This window comes from Prochlorococcus marinus subsp. pastoris str. CCMP1986, assembly GCF_000011465.1.
GTDB lineage: Bacteria > Cyanobacteriota > Cyanobacteriia > PCC-6307 > Cyanobiaceae > Prochlorococcus_A > Prochlorococcus_A pastoris.
Map to the genome: position 1 here is coordinate 1643463 of NC_005072.1, position 14528 is coordinate 1657990.

General features: G+C 30.2%; 12 protein-coding genes. 8 read left to right on the top strand and 4 right to left on the bottom strand.

The window, feature by feature from the left end:
* Nucleotides 1-35 precede the first annotated feature (35 nt).
* A complete protein-coding gene (locus tag TX50_RS09100) occupies nucleotides 36-893 on the top strand; it encodes a shikimate dehydrogenase (RefSeq protein WP_011133332.1) in 858 nt (285 codons plus the stop codon).
* Nucleotides 894-1002: 109 nt separating this feature from the next.
* Entirely contained in the window at nucleotides 1003-1467 is a 465-nt protein-coding gene (rpsF, locus tag TX50_RS09105) for a 30S ribosomal protein S6 (RefSeq protein ID WP_011133333.1), read from the top strand.
* 3 nt (nucleotides 1468-1470) lie between these two features.
* Here rpsF and TX50_RS09110 read toward each other — a convergent pair whose 3' ends face one another.
* Complete coding sequence (locus tag TX50_RS09110; protein ID WP_011133334.1) at nucleotides 1471-2685, bottom strand: argininosuccinate synthase; 1215 nt, start codon at nucleotides 2683-2685, stop codon at nucleotides 1471-1473.
* 291 nt (nucleotides 2686-2976) lie between these two features.
* On the opposite strand from TX50_RS09110, the gene TX50_RS09120 reads away from it, so the two are divergent.
* From TX50_RS09120 to TX50_RS09130, 3 genes are read left to right on the top strand one after another with little or no spacing between them, the layout of a single operon-like run.
* The gene (locus tag TX50_RS09120; protein WP_011133335.1) at nucleotides 2977-3255 is read left to right on the top strand and encodes a DUF3134 family protein; all 279 of its coding nucleotides are present in this window, start codon (nucleotides 2977-2979) and stop codon (nucleotides 3253-3255) included.
* The gene (mraY, locus tag TX50_RS09125) at nucleotides 3239-4315 is read left to right on the top strand and encodes a phospho-N-acetylmuramoyl-pentapeptide-transferase (RefSeq protein ID WP_036930713.1); all 1077 of its coding nucleotides are present in this window, start codon (nucleotides 3239-3241) and stop codon (nucleotides 4313-4315) included. Before TX50_RS09120 ends, mraY begins: the two co-directional genes overlap by 17 nt.
* A 10-nt stretch (nucleotides 4316-4325) precedes the next feature.
* Nucleotides 4326-4589: a hypothetical protein gene (locus TX50_RS09130; protein WP_011133337.1), complete on the top strand. Its 264-nt coding sequence runs from the start codon at nucleotides 4326-4328 to the stop codon at nucleotides 4587-4589.
* On the opposite strand, the gene TX50_RS09135 is transcribed toward TX50_RS09130, so the two are convergent.
* The 3 genes from TX50_RS09135 to TX50_RS09145 form a co-directional block, all read right to left on the bottom strand.
* Complete coding sequence (locus TX50_RS09135) at nucleotides 4505-5917, bottom strand: glycosyltransferase (RefSeq protein ID WP_036930715.1); 1413 nt, start codon at nucleotides 5915-5917, stop codon at nucleotides 4505-4507. The two genes, TX50_RS09130 and TX50_RS09135, sit on opposite strands and share 85 nt — an antisense overlap.
* A 195-nt stretch (nucleotides 5918-6112) precedes the next feature.
* Nucleotides 6113-9013 carry an excinuclease ABC subunit UvrA gene (gene uvrA / locus TX50_RS09140; RefSeq protein WP_011133339.1) on the bottom strand — a complete coding sequence of 967 codons (2901 nt, stop codon included), beginning with the start codon at nucleotides 9011-9013 and terminating at the stop codon, nucleotides 6113-6115.
* A gap of 54 nt (nucleotides 9014-9067) precedes the next feature.
* Complete coding sequence (locus TX50_RS09145) at nucleotides 9068-10747, bottom strand: AAA family ATPase (protein WP_011133340.1); 1680 nt, start codon at nucleotides 10745-10747, stop codon at nucleotides 9068-9070.
* A 69-nt stretch (nucleotides 10748-10816) separates the two neighbouring features.
* On the opposite strand from TX50_RS09145, the gene TX50_RS09150 reads away from it, so the two are divergent.
* From TX50_RS09150 to thrC, 3 genes are read left to right on the top strand one after another with little or no spacing between them, the layout of a single operon-like run.
* The gene (locus TX50_RS09150) at nucleotides 10817-12673 is read left to right on the top strand and encodes an ABC1 kinase family protein (RefSeq protein WP_011133341.1); all 1857 of its coding nucleotides are present in this window, start codon (nucleotides 10817-10819) and stop codon (nucleotides 12671-12673) included.
* Nucleotides 12674-13249, top strand: a complete 576-nt coding sequence (locus tag TX50_RS09155; RefSeq protein WP_011133342.1) for an alpha/beta hydrolase — start codon at nucleotides 12674-12676, stop codon at nucleotides 13247-13249.
* Nucleotides 13250-13251: 2 nt separating this feature from the next.
* Complete coding sequence (gene thrC / locus TX50_RS09160; RefSeq protein ID WP_011133343.1) at nucleotides 13252-14355, top strand: threonine synthase; 1104 nt, start codon at nucleotides 13252-13254, stop codon at nucleotides 14353-14355.
* The last annotated feature ends 173 nt before the right edge of the window (nucleotides 14356-14528 follow it).

Consider the following 14528-nt stretch of genomic DNA (forward strand, 5'->3'; position numbering starts at 1 on the left):
CAGATTACAATTTTCCTGCAAAATTCTTCTTAATAATGATTACAAGTAAAACATCATTTCTTGCTTTGATTGGAAACCCAGTAAGTCATTCTTTGTCTCCAATTATGCAAAATGCAGCTATTCAATATTTAGGCCTTGATTTAATTTATATGGCTATACCTTGTAAAAATGAAGACTTAGAAATAGTTGTTAATTCTATAAAAAAAATGAATTGTAAAGGTTTGAACATTACAATTCCTTTTAAGCAAAAAGTATTTGATATGTGTAGTGAAATATCTCCAGTTGCAAAGAAAGTGAAAGCTATTAATACCCTGAAATTAAACGATAATAAAAATTGGATTGGAACAAATACTGATATTGATGGATTTATCTATCCTTTAAAAAATCTTAATTTAATAAAAAAGAGTTCATTAATTTTAGGTTCTGGAGGAGCAGCTAGATCAGTAATCCAAGGTCTAATAGAATTAAAATTATCAAAAATTACAATCATTTCACGAAAAAGAAATTCTTTAAATGAATTAATTACCAATTTTAAAAATGATATCGAAATAAAAGGTTTGCTTAGTACTAATAACGAAATTAAAAATTTAATTCAAGAAACTGATTTAATAATCAATACAACTCCAGTAGGAATGAGCAATACCACTAATACTGATGAATTACCATTTGGTCAAGGTTTTTGGGATTCCATAAATTCCAAGACGATTGTTTATGACCTGATTTACAATCCTTCTCCCACTCCGTTCTTAAAATTTTGCGATAAAAAAGGATGCATGACTATAGATGGTACTCAAATGCTAATTGCTCAAGGAGCAAAATCATTATCATTCTGGACAAACGGATTAGAAGTACCTTATGAGGTTATGCATGATGCATTAAAAGAATATCTTTAATCAAAAAATTAAATGCTATTTATAAAGAATTTGACCTTGATAATGTATCGTAAGTAATGAACAGACGCTCATTAAGCATATTCTGAGCCAAAGACCTTGTCTGAAAATTATGACTGATCAAATTTATTACGAAACAATGTACATTCTTCGTCCCGATATAGCTGAGGACGAGGTAACTAATCATATAGATAAATATAATAAACTTCTTGAGGAATCAGGGGGTAAAATCCTCGACAGTCAAATGAGAGGTAAAAGAAGATTAGCTTATCAAATAGCAAAACATAGAGAAGGTATTTATGTTCAATTAAGTCATCAAGGTGATGGCCAACACATTTTCAAAATAGAAAAAGCAATGCGTTTAAGTGAAGATGTTATTAGATATTTAACAGTAAAACAAGAAGGACCTTTACCTACGCCAAGATCTTCAAATAAAGGATATAATCAATCAGAGAAAAAAGATATTGAGAGTATTGATTCAACTAATAAATCAGAATTTAAAGAGGAAGCTAATGATAAAAAAACGGCAACTTCTGAATCTACATCATCTCAAGGTAAAGAGTCTCAAAAGTCTTGAACGCTATTTATTCTTTTTTGAATTTAATTCTGCCCATATTTTATTGGACATCCCCCACATATAAATAAATCCTTCTGCTTGCTTGTGATTAAAAATATCATCTTTACTATAAGTTGCCAAATCTTCCCTATAGAGAGAGTTATTTTGAGAAGAACGACCAATTACTATCGCATTTCCCTTATGTAATCTTATTTTGACCTTACCGTTAACAGATGATTGAGTGGAATCAATAAAACCATCTAATGCTTGCTTGAGAGGACCAAACCAAAATCCCTGATAAACTAATTGACCCCATTTTTTTTCTACTATATTTTTAAAATCTAATACATCTGGATTTAATGTTATGCTTTCCAATTCTTTGTGAGCTTTTATAAGAAGTAAAAGGCCGGGCGCCTCATAGATTTCTCTGCTCTTAATACCGACAACTCTATCTTCAATCATATCTATTCTTCCAAAGCCATGTTCGCCTGCTAGAGAATTAGCCTTTTGAATAATCTCTACAGGACTTAAAAATTCATTTCCTATTGCAATAGGAAATCCATTTTGAAATATAATTTCTACGTCTTTTGGAGCATTTGGTGCGTTATTAATAGATGAAGTCATATCAAAAACGTCTTCATCTGGTTCTTGCATTGGATCTTCCAATAAACCAGCTTCAATACTACGACCAAGAAGATTCACATCAATCGAATAAGGAGACTTCTTAGAAACAGGAGCTGGAATTCCAAATTTTTCACCATACAAAATAGCTTCTTCTCTACTCATCTTCCATTCTCTAGCAGGTGTAATTATCTGTAAATCAGGTCCTAAAGCATGAATAGCCAAATCAAATCTTACTTGATCATTTCCTTTTCCTGTACAGCCGTGCGCCACTGCATCAGCATTTAGTTCTCTTGCTAAATTTACGAGATTTTCAGCTATCAGTGGTCTAGCCAAAGCAGTTGATAAAGGATACTTTTCTCCATAAAGTGCATTCGCTCTAATAGCAGGAAAAGCATACTTTTCTACAAAATTATCTACTAAATTCCCAATCACAGATTTTGTTGCACCTGAATTTAAGGCTTTTTGTCTAACAATCTCTAAATCATCTCCTTGGCCAAGATCAGCTACAAAAGTTACAACTTCTGAAATACCGTATTCATTTTTTAAATATGGAATGCAGACACTAGTATCAACTCCTCCAGAATATGCAAGAACAACTTTTTTTACCTGCTGCATTAAAATTTACCTCCAGTAAAGAAAGCTGAAATCCTAATTACTTTCAGCTTTCTAAATTTTATTAAAAACTAATATTATTGTAACTACAAGTGCCGGACCACAAACTAATAAAAGTACAAGATAATTATTAATTAATAAAAAATCTGGCTTTAAAAAGCCATAGTATTTAAAAAAAATGGCTAACAAGACTGACATTGGCCAAATTAGAAAATATTTTAAATTTTCTTTATCAAACAAAATTCTTCAAGTACATGTTTATGTATTATGGTATATAAATAAAGATTTTTTTAAATGGATTCTAATAAACTCAAAATTAGATTAAACGAAATTGCTGAAGTAAATCCAGCCTTAACTTGCTATCACAGAGAAGACCCTGCTCCTGTACTGCCATTAAGAGAAGAACCTGATTTGCTATCTTGGCTAGAAGACACAGGCAGACTTGTAAACGAAAAAGATGGAGATTCTCAAGAGATAAGTACAATTGAAGAAGAAGAACTTTCAGCTTTAATGGGAGAAAAAGAAGATTATAAAACCGAAGAAGACGTTTCAAATGATGATTGGGAAGACTAGATCGCTAACTTTTACATCATTATTTTTTTTACTTGTAATTTCATTAATAGTAAATTCTTACATTTTCAATAGTTTACTAATAATTAATATTTTTCTAATATCAAGTTTAATTTCCTTAGTAATAACAAAATATGGTTTTAAAATAATTTCACGATTAAATTTATTACAAAATATTAGAAGTGAAGGTCCATCTCTTCATTTTAATAAAACAAATACTCCTACGATGGGCGGAATATTTATTATTTTGCCCTTTTTATTACTACTTTTAATAGTTAATAATTACGTTGATTCTGTTGGTATATTATTATTATTTTTTTGTACTATAAGTTTTTTTATTATAGGATTTTTAGACGATTATTTAAGTATTGCAAACAAAAAAAATGCAGGTCTAAAATCTAATGAAAAATTTACATTACAAGCTTTAATTGCAGTTTTATTTATCATATTTGCAAGTCAAAGCAATTATATTAATCCTTTGATCACTATATCTAATAATTGGAATATGGATACTAATATAGTAATTTTTCCAATCTGTTTTTTAACTTTAGTAGGTTTAAGTAATGCAGTAAATTTGACTGACGGCCTAGATGGATTAGCAGCTGGATGTAGCGCAATAGTTTTTTTTGGACTTGGTACGGAAATATTTATTAAAGGTCAAAAAGATTTAATAATTTATGGTCTTATTTCCTATGCAATGTCAGGTTTGTGTATAGGTTTTCTAAAATACAACAAATATCCTGCAAAGATATTTATGGGAGATACTGGATCTTTAACAATTGGTGCGGCGTTAGGATCTATTTCAATATTAACTAATAGTTTTTTTACGTTATTTATTATCTCAGGGATATTTATTACTGAAGCTCTATCAGTAATGATTCAAGTAAGTTTTTTTAAAATCACCAAAAAGTTATTTAAAAAAGGGAAAAGAGTCTTTTTGATGACACCAATACATCATCATTTTGAACTAAAGGGTATCAAAGAAGAGAAAATAGTTGAAAACTTCTGGAAAGTAAACATATTACTTATTGTTTTAGGTATAGTTTTAAAAATAAATCTTTGAATTATTAAGTATGAGTTTCTTTACTTGGAAGGATGATGGCTTAACAAGTGACTGTGTCAGTCTTGATGCAATGGCATCTCGATTTGAAGAAACAGCTAAGCTAATAAAAAAATTATCTGAAAAAGGCTTTAAATTAAAAAAAACGCAAAAGCATCAGTTAATCATTCATTCTGATCCACAAATTTTTGATCAATGGGGTTTTATAAGTGAGGAACTACCTTTCAAACAACTTTCTTTAATTCCTGATGATGAAACTATTGTCGATTTTTCATAGTGGCCTTGCAAGATTGATAGATAATTTCTGACATGAGTATTCCAACTAAAATGTCTATGGACTCCTTCGATTCCATTTCTACTCCATAACTTCCATTGAGAACTATTTGAAATACCTTTTTCAAGAGCAATTTTCAACTGATTAATGTCAGTTACATTTACTAATAAGCCATTTTCACATTTTGCATGAATTTCATTAGGACCTCCATCATCTGTAGCAATAATTGGTAAACCACATGAAGAAGCTTCAAGTAATGTTAATCCAAAAGGTTCTGTTAATGCAGGATTGACAAAAATTCCTCCACTACTAGCTGCCCATCTATATATAGAAGGAATATTTGCTGGAGAGTGTTTTTTGGGATAGGCCACTTTTCCATATAAATTATATTTGTCTATCATTTCAAAAATCTTTTGGAAAACATCTCTTTGTTGAGAATCAAGTTTAAATGTATTGTCCCTACAACCTAAAACTAAAACTAAGTTAGTTTTTCTTTTTAATTTTTCTGATCGTCCATAAGCTTCTACTAAAGAAGGAATATTTTTTCTTCTTACTGCTCTAGAAATAGCCAAAATAGGAGGCTTTCTTATATCTTTCAAAAAAGGAATCATCATATTATCAATTTCAGAGGTCTCGGTTGTTGAATGAATATGATGAAACTTAGTATGATCAACTCCAGGAGCAATAACTTTTGATTTTTCGGATGAAAAAGAGTGATATTGAGAATATTGAGATACAGATTCTTGTTTAGTGCTTGTCACAACGATATCCGCATATTTTAAAGACTCTTCTTCTGCATTAATTCTTTCGCTTATACAGTAAAGCTTTTCAATTTGATTAATTTTTAAACCAGCCTCGAGTAATTTTCTTTTTTTCTCTCTTCCTAAAGAATGCCCGGTGAAAATAAAAGGTACTTTTAAAGCTTGACTTAATCTAACGCCCACATAGCCAGCATCTGCATAATGAGCATGGATAAAGCTTGGCTTATTTTCGTATTTTTGATAATGCTGAATAAGATTTTGAGTTAATTCATCTAAATAAGGCCAAAATAATTCTTTTCTTAAATACTTATTGGGTCCAAATTGAAATCTTAAAATTCGTGCTCCCGGTGCAATAAATTCTTGCTTTTTTGAATAAGAACTATCAATTTTACTATCTTTAATGAGACGTGTAACTATATCAACTTGATCAACCTCTGAAGTATTAGCCAAGCTTTTTACCAATTCCAAAACATATTGCGTTTGACCACCAGTGTCTGAATCTCTACCTAATTCAAGATTATTAGAACGTATTAAACCATGCAAATGTAAATATAAAAATTTCAAACTAATTTAGGATTTCAAATTACCCTATTACTAATAAGATATATATTAACGTAGAAATATAAAGAAAACATTATGATTTTTTATTTTAAAAAAGTTATAACTACTAAAAGTCAAACTATCATTAATTTTTTACCACTTAAAAAAAAAATAATTTTACAAATTAAATATTAACAATACGAAGAAATATAACTGATTATAAGCTTAATTTAAAGCTTCTTTTAAATATTTAGCTGTATAACTTATTGGATGCTTCGCAACATCTTCAGGTGTACCCTCAACTATAACTTCTCCACCTTTATCACCTCCATCAGGTCCAAGATCAATTATCCAGTCTGAACATCTAATAACGTCCAAATTATGCTCAATGACAACTACGGAATTACCTTTATCTACTAAACGTTGAATAACATCCATTAATTTATGAACATCATAAAAGCTTAACCCAGTTGTTGGCTCATCAATTAAATATAAAGTTTTTCCAGTAGCTCTTTTAGATAATTCAGTTGCTAATTTTACTCTTTGTGCTTCGCCGCCAGATAGTGTTGGAGCTGGCTGGCCCAACTTCACGTAACCAAGACCTACATCAACTAATGTAGATAATCTATCAGCTGCTTGAGGGATCGCGGAAAAAGTTTCTGCAGCCTGCTCAACAGTCATTTCTAAAACATCAGAAATATTAAAGCCTTTGTATTTAACTTGAAGAGTTTCTCTATTAAAACGAGCTCCCTTACATACATCGCATTGAACATAGACATCGGGTAAAAAATTCATTTCAATTACATTTACTCCTTGTCCTCGACAAGCTTCACATCTACCTCCTTTTACATTAAAGCTGAATTGCCCAGCTTGATAACCTCTGGCTTTAGCTTCTACAGTCGCAGTAAATAACTGTCTAATTGGATCAAAAGCCCCTGTATAAGTTGCAGGGTTTGATCTAGGAGTTCTTCCAATAGGAGATTGATCAATAACAATTACCTTATCTATAGCTTTTATCCCTTTTAACTCTTTAACACCTTTAGGGAAAGGTACTTTTAAACCAAGAGAATGACTAAGCGCAGGATGTAATAATTCATTAACTAATGTACTTTTTCCACTTCCACTCACTCCGGTTACGGAAACTAATCTGCCCAAAGGAAATTCAACTGATATATCTTTTAAATTATTTTTAACGCAGTTATTTAAAATTAAACTTTTCTTGACTGAAGATCTACGTTCTTTAGGAGTAGGAATCGATTTTCTTCCACTGAGATATGCTCCAGTTAATGACTTCTTTGAATTTAAAACATCTTCAAATGAACCTTTTGCAATAATTTCCCCTCCATAAACTCCTGCACCTGGTCCAATATCCACTAAGTAATCAGCTGATTTCATAGTATCTTCATCATGTTCAACAACAACAAGAGTATTTCCCAAATCTCTGAGATTTTTTAAAGTTTCCAGTAATTTATCATTATCTCTTTGGTGTAAACCAATACTAGGTTCATCCAATACATATAAAACACCAGTTAAGCCAGCTCCAATTTGAGTTGCTAATCTTATACGTTGTGCTTCTCCTCCTGATAAAGTCATTGCTGGTCTATCTAAAGTTAAATAATCTAAACCGACATTAATAAGAAACTTTAAACGCAGGCGAATTTCTTTTAAAACTAGTTCACCTATTTGTTTTTGTTTCTCGGATAAAGAAATATTTTCTTTTATATTTTTACTTAACCCCATTATTTTCTCGATATTAAATAAAGTTTCTGAGATACTTATAGAGGTCAAATCAGTAATACTGTAAGGCCCAATCTTAACGGCAAGTGCTTCTGGTTTTAATCTTTTACCAGAACATGTTTTACAAGGGACTAATTCTAAATATTTTTCAAGCTTTTGCTTGACTGATTCTCCATTAGTTTCGGTTAATTGCCTTTCTAAAATAGGCAAGATTCCTTCAAAAGGTCTTTCGAAACCACTAGTACCCTTAAAACGACTATCAGCTTGAATTACGATTGGCTTATCAGAACCAGAAAGTAAAACATTTTTTTGTAAATCACTCAAATCTTTCCATGGTGTTTTTAATTCAAAACCATAAGCTTGGCCAACTGAATAAAGTAATGAAAAATAATAAGTATTATCTTTTTCACTCCAAGGAGCTATGGCAGCATAAACAGGTAAAGAAGGGTCAGGTATTACTCTATCTGCAGTAAATTTTTTTAAATATCCAATACCATGGCAATCAGGGCAGGCACCGTAGGGACTGTTAAAAGAAAATAGTCTTGGAGACAACTCTTCGACAATAGATCCATGAATTGGACATGCATAATTCTCTGAATATAACTTTTCTTTATCTAGATTCGGAGGTAGAGTTTCGCCTTTTTTTGGAACAACTTCTACGATAGAGAGTCCATCCCCTCTTTTAAGGCAAGTTTGTAAAGAGTCATTCAATCTTTCCTGAATTCCCTCTCTCGCAATCAATCGATCAACTACTACCTCAATATTATGAGTATGGTTTTTGTCTAGTTCAATACTATCTGCAAGTTCCCTTACCTCACCATTAATTCTTACTCGAGCAAAGCCTTCTGCTGCTAATCCACTAAGTAATTTTGCATGAGTTCCTTTTTTACCCCTCACAACAGGTGCAAGTAATTGATATCTTGTTCCTTCGGGCAGCAAAACTATTTGATCAACCATCTCATCAATTGTCTGCGGAGCAATAGGTAGACCACAGTGGTGACAATGGGGTTCTCCGGCTCGACCAAATAATAATCTTAAATAATCTTGTATCTCAGTTACAGTTCCAACAGTTGATCGAGGATTATGGCTCGTTGATTTTTGATCTATGGATATAGCAGGGGATAAGCCCTCAATATTATCTACATCTGGTTTATCAACTTGACCTAAAAATTGTCTTGCATAAGCAGAAAGACTTTCTACATATCTCCTCTGTCCTTCAGCAAAAATAGTATCAAAAGCCAAAGAGCTCTTACCACTTCCACTAACACCTGTAAAAACAATAAATTTATTTCTTGGAAGAGTTAGATCTATATTCTTTAAATTATGTTGTCGAGCGCCTCGAATCTTAATTGAATTATCTTCATTAATACCTATATTTTTTTTAACCATGCTTAAATCTTAAAATGATTTAAAGAACACTTATTATAGTGTAAATTTTTTAAATTATGCGGCTGCTCTATCTATAAGTGTCGATGCATAATTATTTGCTTCACTAAAACCGCCACCTATAAGTTCAATTAACTCATTTTGTCTTTCTTTTTTAGTAATTAATTTCGTTATAGAAGTAAAGGTTATTCCATTAATAACATTTTTCTTAACTTTAAAATGAGTATTGCCGGTTGCTGCTAAAAAAGGCTGATGAGTGATACACAAAACCTGCCTTTCCTGTGCAGTCAATTTTATTAAATCCACTAAAGAATGTAATGATTTTCCACTTAAACCATTATCAATTTCATCTAAGAAAAAAGTGTTAGGTTTTTGAGAAATGCTAGATTTTATTGCTAATAAAAATCTTGACATTTCACCACCAGAAATAACTTTAGATAATGGAGCCAACTTTTGATCAGGATTTGCAGAAAAAAGGAAGTCTATATTTTCATTGCCTTCTGAAGAAGCTGTAACTTTTGAGAATTTAATTGAAAAATCTGCATTTTCTAAACCTAAATTTTTCAAAATAGAAATTACAGAATCTTGAAGCTGATAAGCAGTTTTTCTTCTTTGAAAAGACTGCACCTCAAAAAGAGTATTTAAATTAGCTTGCGAATTATTAATTTGAATATCCAACGTCTTAATCTCTTCCTCAAATAAATTTGTATCTACAAATTTTTTTAATTCATCTTTCTTCAAAATCAATTTTGGTAGTTCTAAAGAAAAAGTTCGCTCTAAATTTTGCAAATAAAATAATCTTTTTTGAATTTCTTCCAAACTAATATCCTCATTCTCAAGTTCTTCCGAATATTCTGTTAAAGCAAAAATTAAATTTTCTACATCACTTTGAATATTCATCAAATTTTCATATAAATCTTTAATCTTTGAATCATATTGAACTACTTTGCTTAATTGTTTTATTGATTGAGCAATTAAATAACTAATTGATGGAGCCTCATTTTTATAGCTATTTAAATTATCAAGTGATAATTGTATAGAGTTATTGATATCAAAATTATTCGAAAGTCGCAGTTCCTTTGATTGTAATTCAAAAATTTCATTACCTGAATTTAAATTAGCTTCCTCCAATACTTTATACATCTCTTTAATTACAAAATTATTTTCTTCTTTCTGTTTATATGAGTGCATCATATCTTGTCTTCTTTTTCTAAGATTCTGAAATTCTTGCCACATATTTTTAATTTCAAAATTTATCGTCTTTAATTCTTTGGAACCTAAATCATCAATTATTGATCTTCTATAGTCTTGATTATCATATAAAACGCTATCAGATTGTCCAGCAAAATCTACTAATAATAAACCTAACTCTTCCAAAAGCTTTTTACTGATAGAAAAATTATTTATAGTATATTTTGAAAGAATTTTATTATTTTTTATGTAAGATTTTCTTTTTACGAATATTTCTCCTGAGATTTTATAAAAACCATTTTTCGAAAACCAATCAGTGACTTGAGAAGAATTTGAAAATTTCGCCTCGATTAAACATTCTTCTTTTCCTGGACGTATTAAGTGATTTAAAGGTATATTAGATCCACCGAATAAAACATTTAAGGAGTCTAAAATCAAGGATTTTCCTGATCCTGAATCTCCAGTAAAAATATTCAAACCTTTTTCGAAATTAATTTCTATAATCTCTATTAAGGCAATATTTTTTAAAGTTAATTGTATTAACATGATAATTCTTTCATACAAAAAAATTAACTCCTTTTTGAGGAAAATAAAAGGGTTTAAATAAATAAAGTTATGAATGAAGATTATAAAGATTTTATAGAAGCATCAGGATTACTAAAATATGATCCTGCAATAATTTCAAAAATTTATCAAAAAAATCCTAGTCGACTATTAAAAAGACTTTGGCAGACCTTAATCCCAATATTTTTATATATTATTTCAGTTGGATGGGATAAATTAACAGGACAATTAAAAAAAGAATCAAAAGCAAGATTTAGAGCAAAACAACTAACGAATTTATTAGTAGAATTAGGGCCTGCATTCGTTAAAGCAGGGCAAGCTTTATCAACCAGACCAGATATTATTCCTGTTATTCTTCTTGAAGAACTTTCTGAACTTCAAGATCAATTACCAGGATTTGATGGAAATAAAGCAATGGAATTAATAGAAGAAGATTTAAATAAAAAAATTGATGAGATTTTTTTAACCATAGATAAAGACCCTATTTCTGCAGCATCTTTAGGACAAGTTCATAAAGCTGTTCTAAAGAATAAAGAAATCGTAGCTGTAAAAGTTCAAAGGCCAGGTTTAAGAGAACAAATCACACTTGATTTATATATAGTTAGGAATATTGCTAATTGGTTAAAAAATAATATTGGACTTATAAGAAGTGATCTTGTCGCTTTAATTGATGAGTTAGGAAAGAGAGTTTTTGAAGAAATGGATTATTTAAATGAAGCTGAAAATGCTGAAAAATTTAGAAATCTGCATCTCCATAACTCAAAAATTGCTGTACCAAAAATTTATAAAGAAACTACTTCACGAAGAGTCTTAACAATGGAATGGATAGATGGGACAAAGCTAACTAATCTTGAGGGCGTTAAAAATTTAGGAATTGATCCTGATGAAATGATTGAAATTGGAGTGCAATGTAGTTTAGAGCAATTATTAGAGCATGGATTTTTTCATGCTGACCCACATCCAGGAAATTTGTTAGCTTTAAAAGATGGCAGATTATGTTATTTAGATTTCGGGATGATGAGTGAAGTTTCTAGGAGTTCCAGATCTGGTTTAATTCAAGCAGTAGTTCATCTTGTAAATAAAAATTTTGATAAATTATCCCAAGATTTTGTTAAGTTAGGTTTTCTTTCAAAAGAAGTTAATCTTGAACCTATTGTTCCAGCTTTTCAAGATGTATTTGTAAATGCAGTAGAACTTGGTGTATCAAAAATGGATTTCAAAAGTGTAACTGACGACATGTCAGGGGTAATGTATAAATTTCCCTTTCAGTTACCTCCATATTATGCTCTTATAATTAGATCTCTACTAACGTTAGAAGGAATTGCTTTAAGTGTAGATCCTGATTTTAAAATACTTGGTGCAGCTTATCCTTATTTTGCAAGAAGATTAATGGAAGACCCTGATCCTCAATTAAGAGAAAGTTTAAAAGAAATGCTTTTTGATAAAAAACAATTTAAATGGGACAGATTAGAAGATTTACTCTCTAATGCTGCAAAACAAACGAACCTCGATTTAGAAAAACTTCTTGATGAAGTTATAAATCTTCTATTTTCTCCAAAAGGGGGATTTCTAAGAGATGAGATTATTAATGGTTTAACTAGCCAAATAGATTTGATAGGCTTGAAGTTATTAAAAAGCGTCAATAATTTCCTTCCTAAATCAATAAAATTAAATGTTGATAAAGAAAACAACAATTTAAATGATTTAATATTGTCTATTGAACCCTTCAAAAACTTTTTAGAAATCATACAAAAGATACCAGGTTATTCTATTGATATCTTTTTAAAAAGAATGCCAAGACTTATAAGTGAACCATATACAAAAGAAATGAGTTTTAAAATAGCGAAAAAGGTGACAGAAAAAGGTGTAGTCAGGCTTGTAAAAATTGCTGCTGGTTCAACAATATAAATGAAATTTTCAAAAAGTTTATTTCCTAGAATTTTTTTAATATTATTTATTAATCAAATATTTTTTAATGTTCCAAAAGCTCAATCTGCGGAAAAAATTAAAATTATATACAGTATTTTTTCAAGAACAGTAACTGTCGATTCTTTAAAAACTTTCGCTGAAAGCGGTAATTCATCAAAATCATTAAGAAAAATTTTAAATGCAACTGATTCTTCAGATGAAAAGATTCAATCAATATTAAATAACGAATTTGAAATACCTATAACTATTGCAAGTAAATTAGTATATTCCGAAATAGGTAATGTTTTTTTAAATAGACTTTCATCTATACTTCACACCCCTAACACCAATGATGAAAGAACAGGTATGTTAGCCCTCAGATCTAGTATTATAAAAGGTTTATATACTGGGAACGGAAAAATAAATCTTGTAAGTTTTTTTGAAAGTTATCCAACTAAAACTGTTATTTTAAACGTAAACGCTTTGAGTAAAGTTATGAATAAAGTACAATCAATATCAGAATTATTAGATTTCTTTACTAGCAAGCCCTTAGAAAAGATCAAAACAATTAAGTAACTATGTCAATATTAAATAAAATTAAAAACAAATTTTCTTTTAATTACAGAAAAAAAAGATGGCCAGGATTAATCAATGCATATAAACAATATCTACCAGTTTCCTCTAAAACTCCCATCATATCCTTAAATGAAGGAAATACTCCTCTTATTCTCAGCAAATCAATTAGTGATTTAATTGGAAACGATACTAAAGTTTATTTAAAATATGATGGTCTTAACCCCACTGGTTCTTTCAAGGACAGAGGTATGACGATGGCGATAAGTAAAGCAAAGGAGGAAGGACGTGAAGCGGTAATATGCGCTAGTACAGGAAATACTTCTGCAGCTGCAGCGGCTTATGCTTCAAGAGGTGGTTTAAAATCTTATGTATTAATTCCAGATGGATATGTAGCTCAAGGAAAACTTGCTCAAGCTTTAATGTACGGAGCAGAAATCATATCTATACAAGGTAATTTTGATAAAGCTTTAGAAATTGTCAGGAAGTTGTCTTCCGAATATCCGATTAATCTTGTAAATTCTGTAAATCCTTACCGAATACAAGGTCAAAAGACTGCAGCATTTGAAATAGTAGATGACTTAGGTATTGCTCCTGATTGGCTATGTATACCAATGGGTAATGCGGGTAATATAACCGCTTATTGGTTGGGTTTTAAAGAATATGCAAAAATTAAGAAAAATTTAAAATTGCCATTAATGATGGGATTTCAATCTGAAGGATCTGCACCTTTAGTGAAAAATATTATAGTTCAAGATCCTGAAACAATCGCGACAGCTATTCGAATTGGAAATCCTGTAAATAGAGATAAAGCAAAAATCGTTAAAAAAGAAAGTAAAGGAGATTTTCAATCTGTAACTGACGAAGAGATTATTGTAGCTTATAAAATGCTTGCAAAAGAAGGTATTTTCTGTGAACCAGCAAGCGCAGCTTCAGTGGCGGGACTTATTAAAAATAAAAACAGAATAAAAAAAGAATCAACAATAGTTTGTGTATTAACAGGAAATGGATTAAAAGATCCGGATTGTGCGATTAAAAATAACGATGCTATATTTCAGAAAAATATTGAACCTTCGTTAAAAAACATAACAAAAATTTTGGGATACTAACTAAACCAAAAATAAAAGTGACTGTGGAAATAATTAAATACTCCTAAAGAAACTGTTGAAAAACCATCGAAAAAAAACCAAAAATGTTGATGATTTTAAAAACATTTTTTATTAGTTCACATCTATCAACATTTATGCTTTTTTTTCCACCTTCTTATTTCTGTTAACCATCA

Excerpts from the sequence above, each read along its gene's own strand:
- TX50_RS09100 (WP_011133332.1), top strand. The coding sequence starts at position 36 with ATGATTACAAGTAAAACATCATTTCTTGCTTTGATTGGAAACCCAGTA.
- rpsF (WP_011133333.1), top strand. The coding sequence starts at position 1,003 with ATGACTGATCAAATTTATTACGAAACAATGTACATTCTTCGTCCCGAT.
- TX50_RS09110 (WP_011133334.1), bottom strand. The coding sequence starts at position 2,685 with ATGCAGCAGGTAAAAAAAGTTGTTCTTGCATATTCTGGAGGAGTTGAT.
- TX50_RS09120 (WP_011133335.1), top strand. The coding sequence starts at position 2,977 with ATGGATTCTAATAAACTCAAAATTAGATTAAACGAAATTGCTGAAGTA.
- mraY (WP_036930713.1), top strand. The coding sequence starts at position 3,239 with ATGATTGGGAAGACTAGATCGCTAACTTTTACATCATTATTTTTTTTA.
- TX50_RS09130 (WP_011133337.1), top strand. The coding sequence starts at position 4,326 with ATGAGTTTCTTTACTTGGAAGGATGATGGCTTAACAAGTGACTGTGTC.
- uvrA (WP_011133339.1), bottom strand. The coding sequence starts at position 9,013 with ATGGTTAAAAAAAATATAGGTATTAATGAAGATAATTCAATTAAGATT.
- TX50_RS09145 (WP_011133340.1), bottom strand. The coding sequence starts at position 10,747 with ATGTTAATACAATTAACTTTAAAAAATATTGCCTTAATAGAGATTATA.
- TX50_RS09150 (WP_011133341.1), top strand. The coding sequence starts at position 10,817 with ATGAATGAAGATTATAAAGATTTTATAGAAGCATCAGGATTACTAAAA.
- TX50_RS09155 (WP_011133342.1), top strand. The coding sequence starts at position 12,674 with ATGAAATTTTCAAAAAGTTTATTTCCTAGAATTTTTTTAATATTATTT.
- thrC (WP_011133343.1), top strand. The coding sequence starts at position 13,252 with ATGTCAATATTAAATAAAATTAAAAACAAATTTTCTTTTAATTACAGA.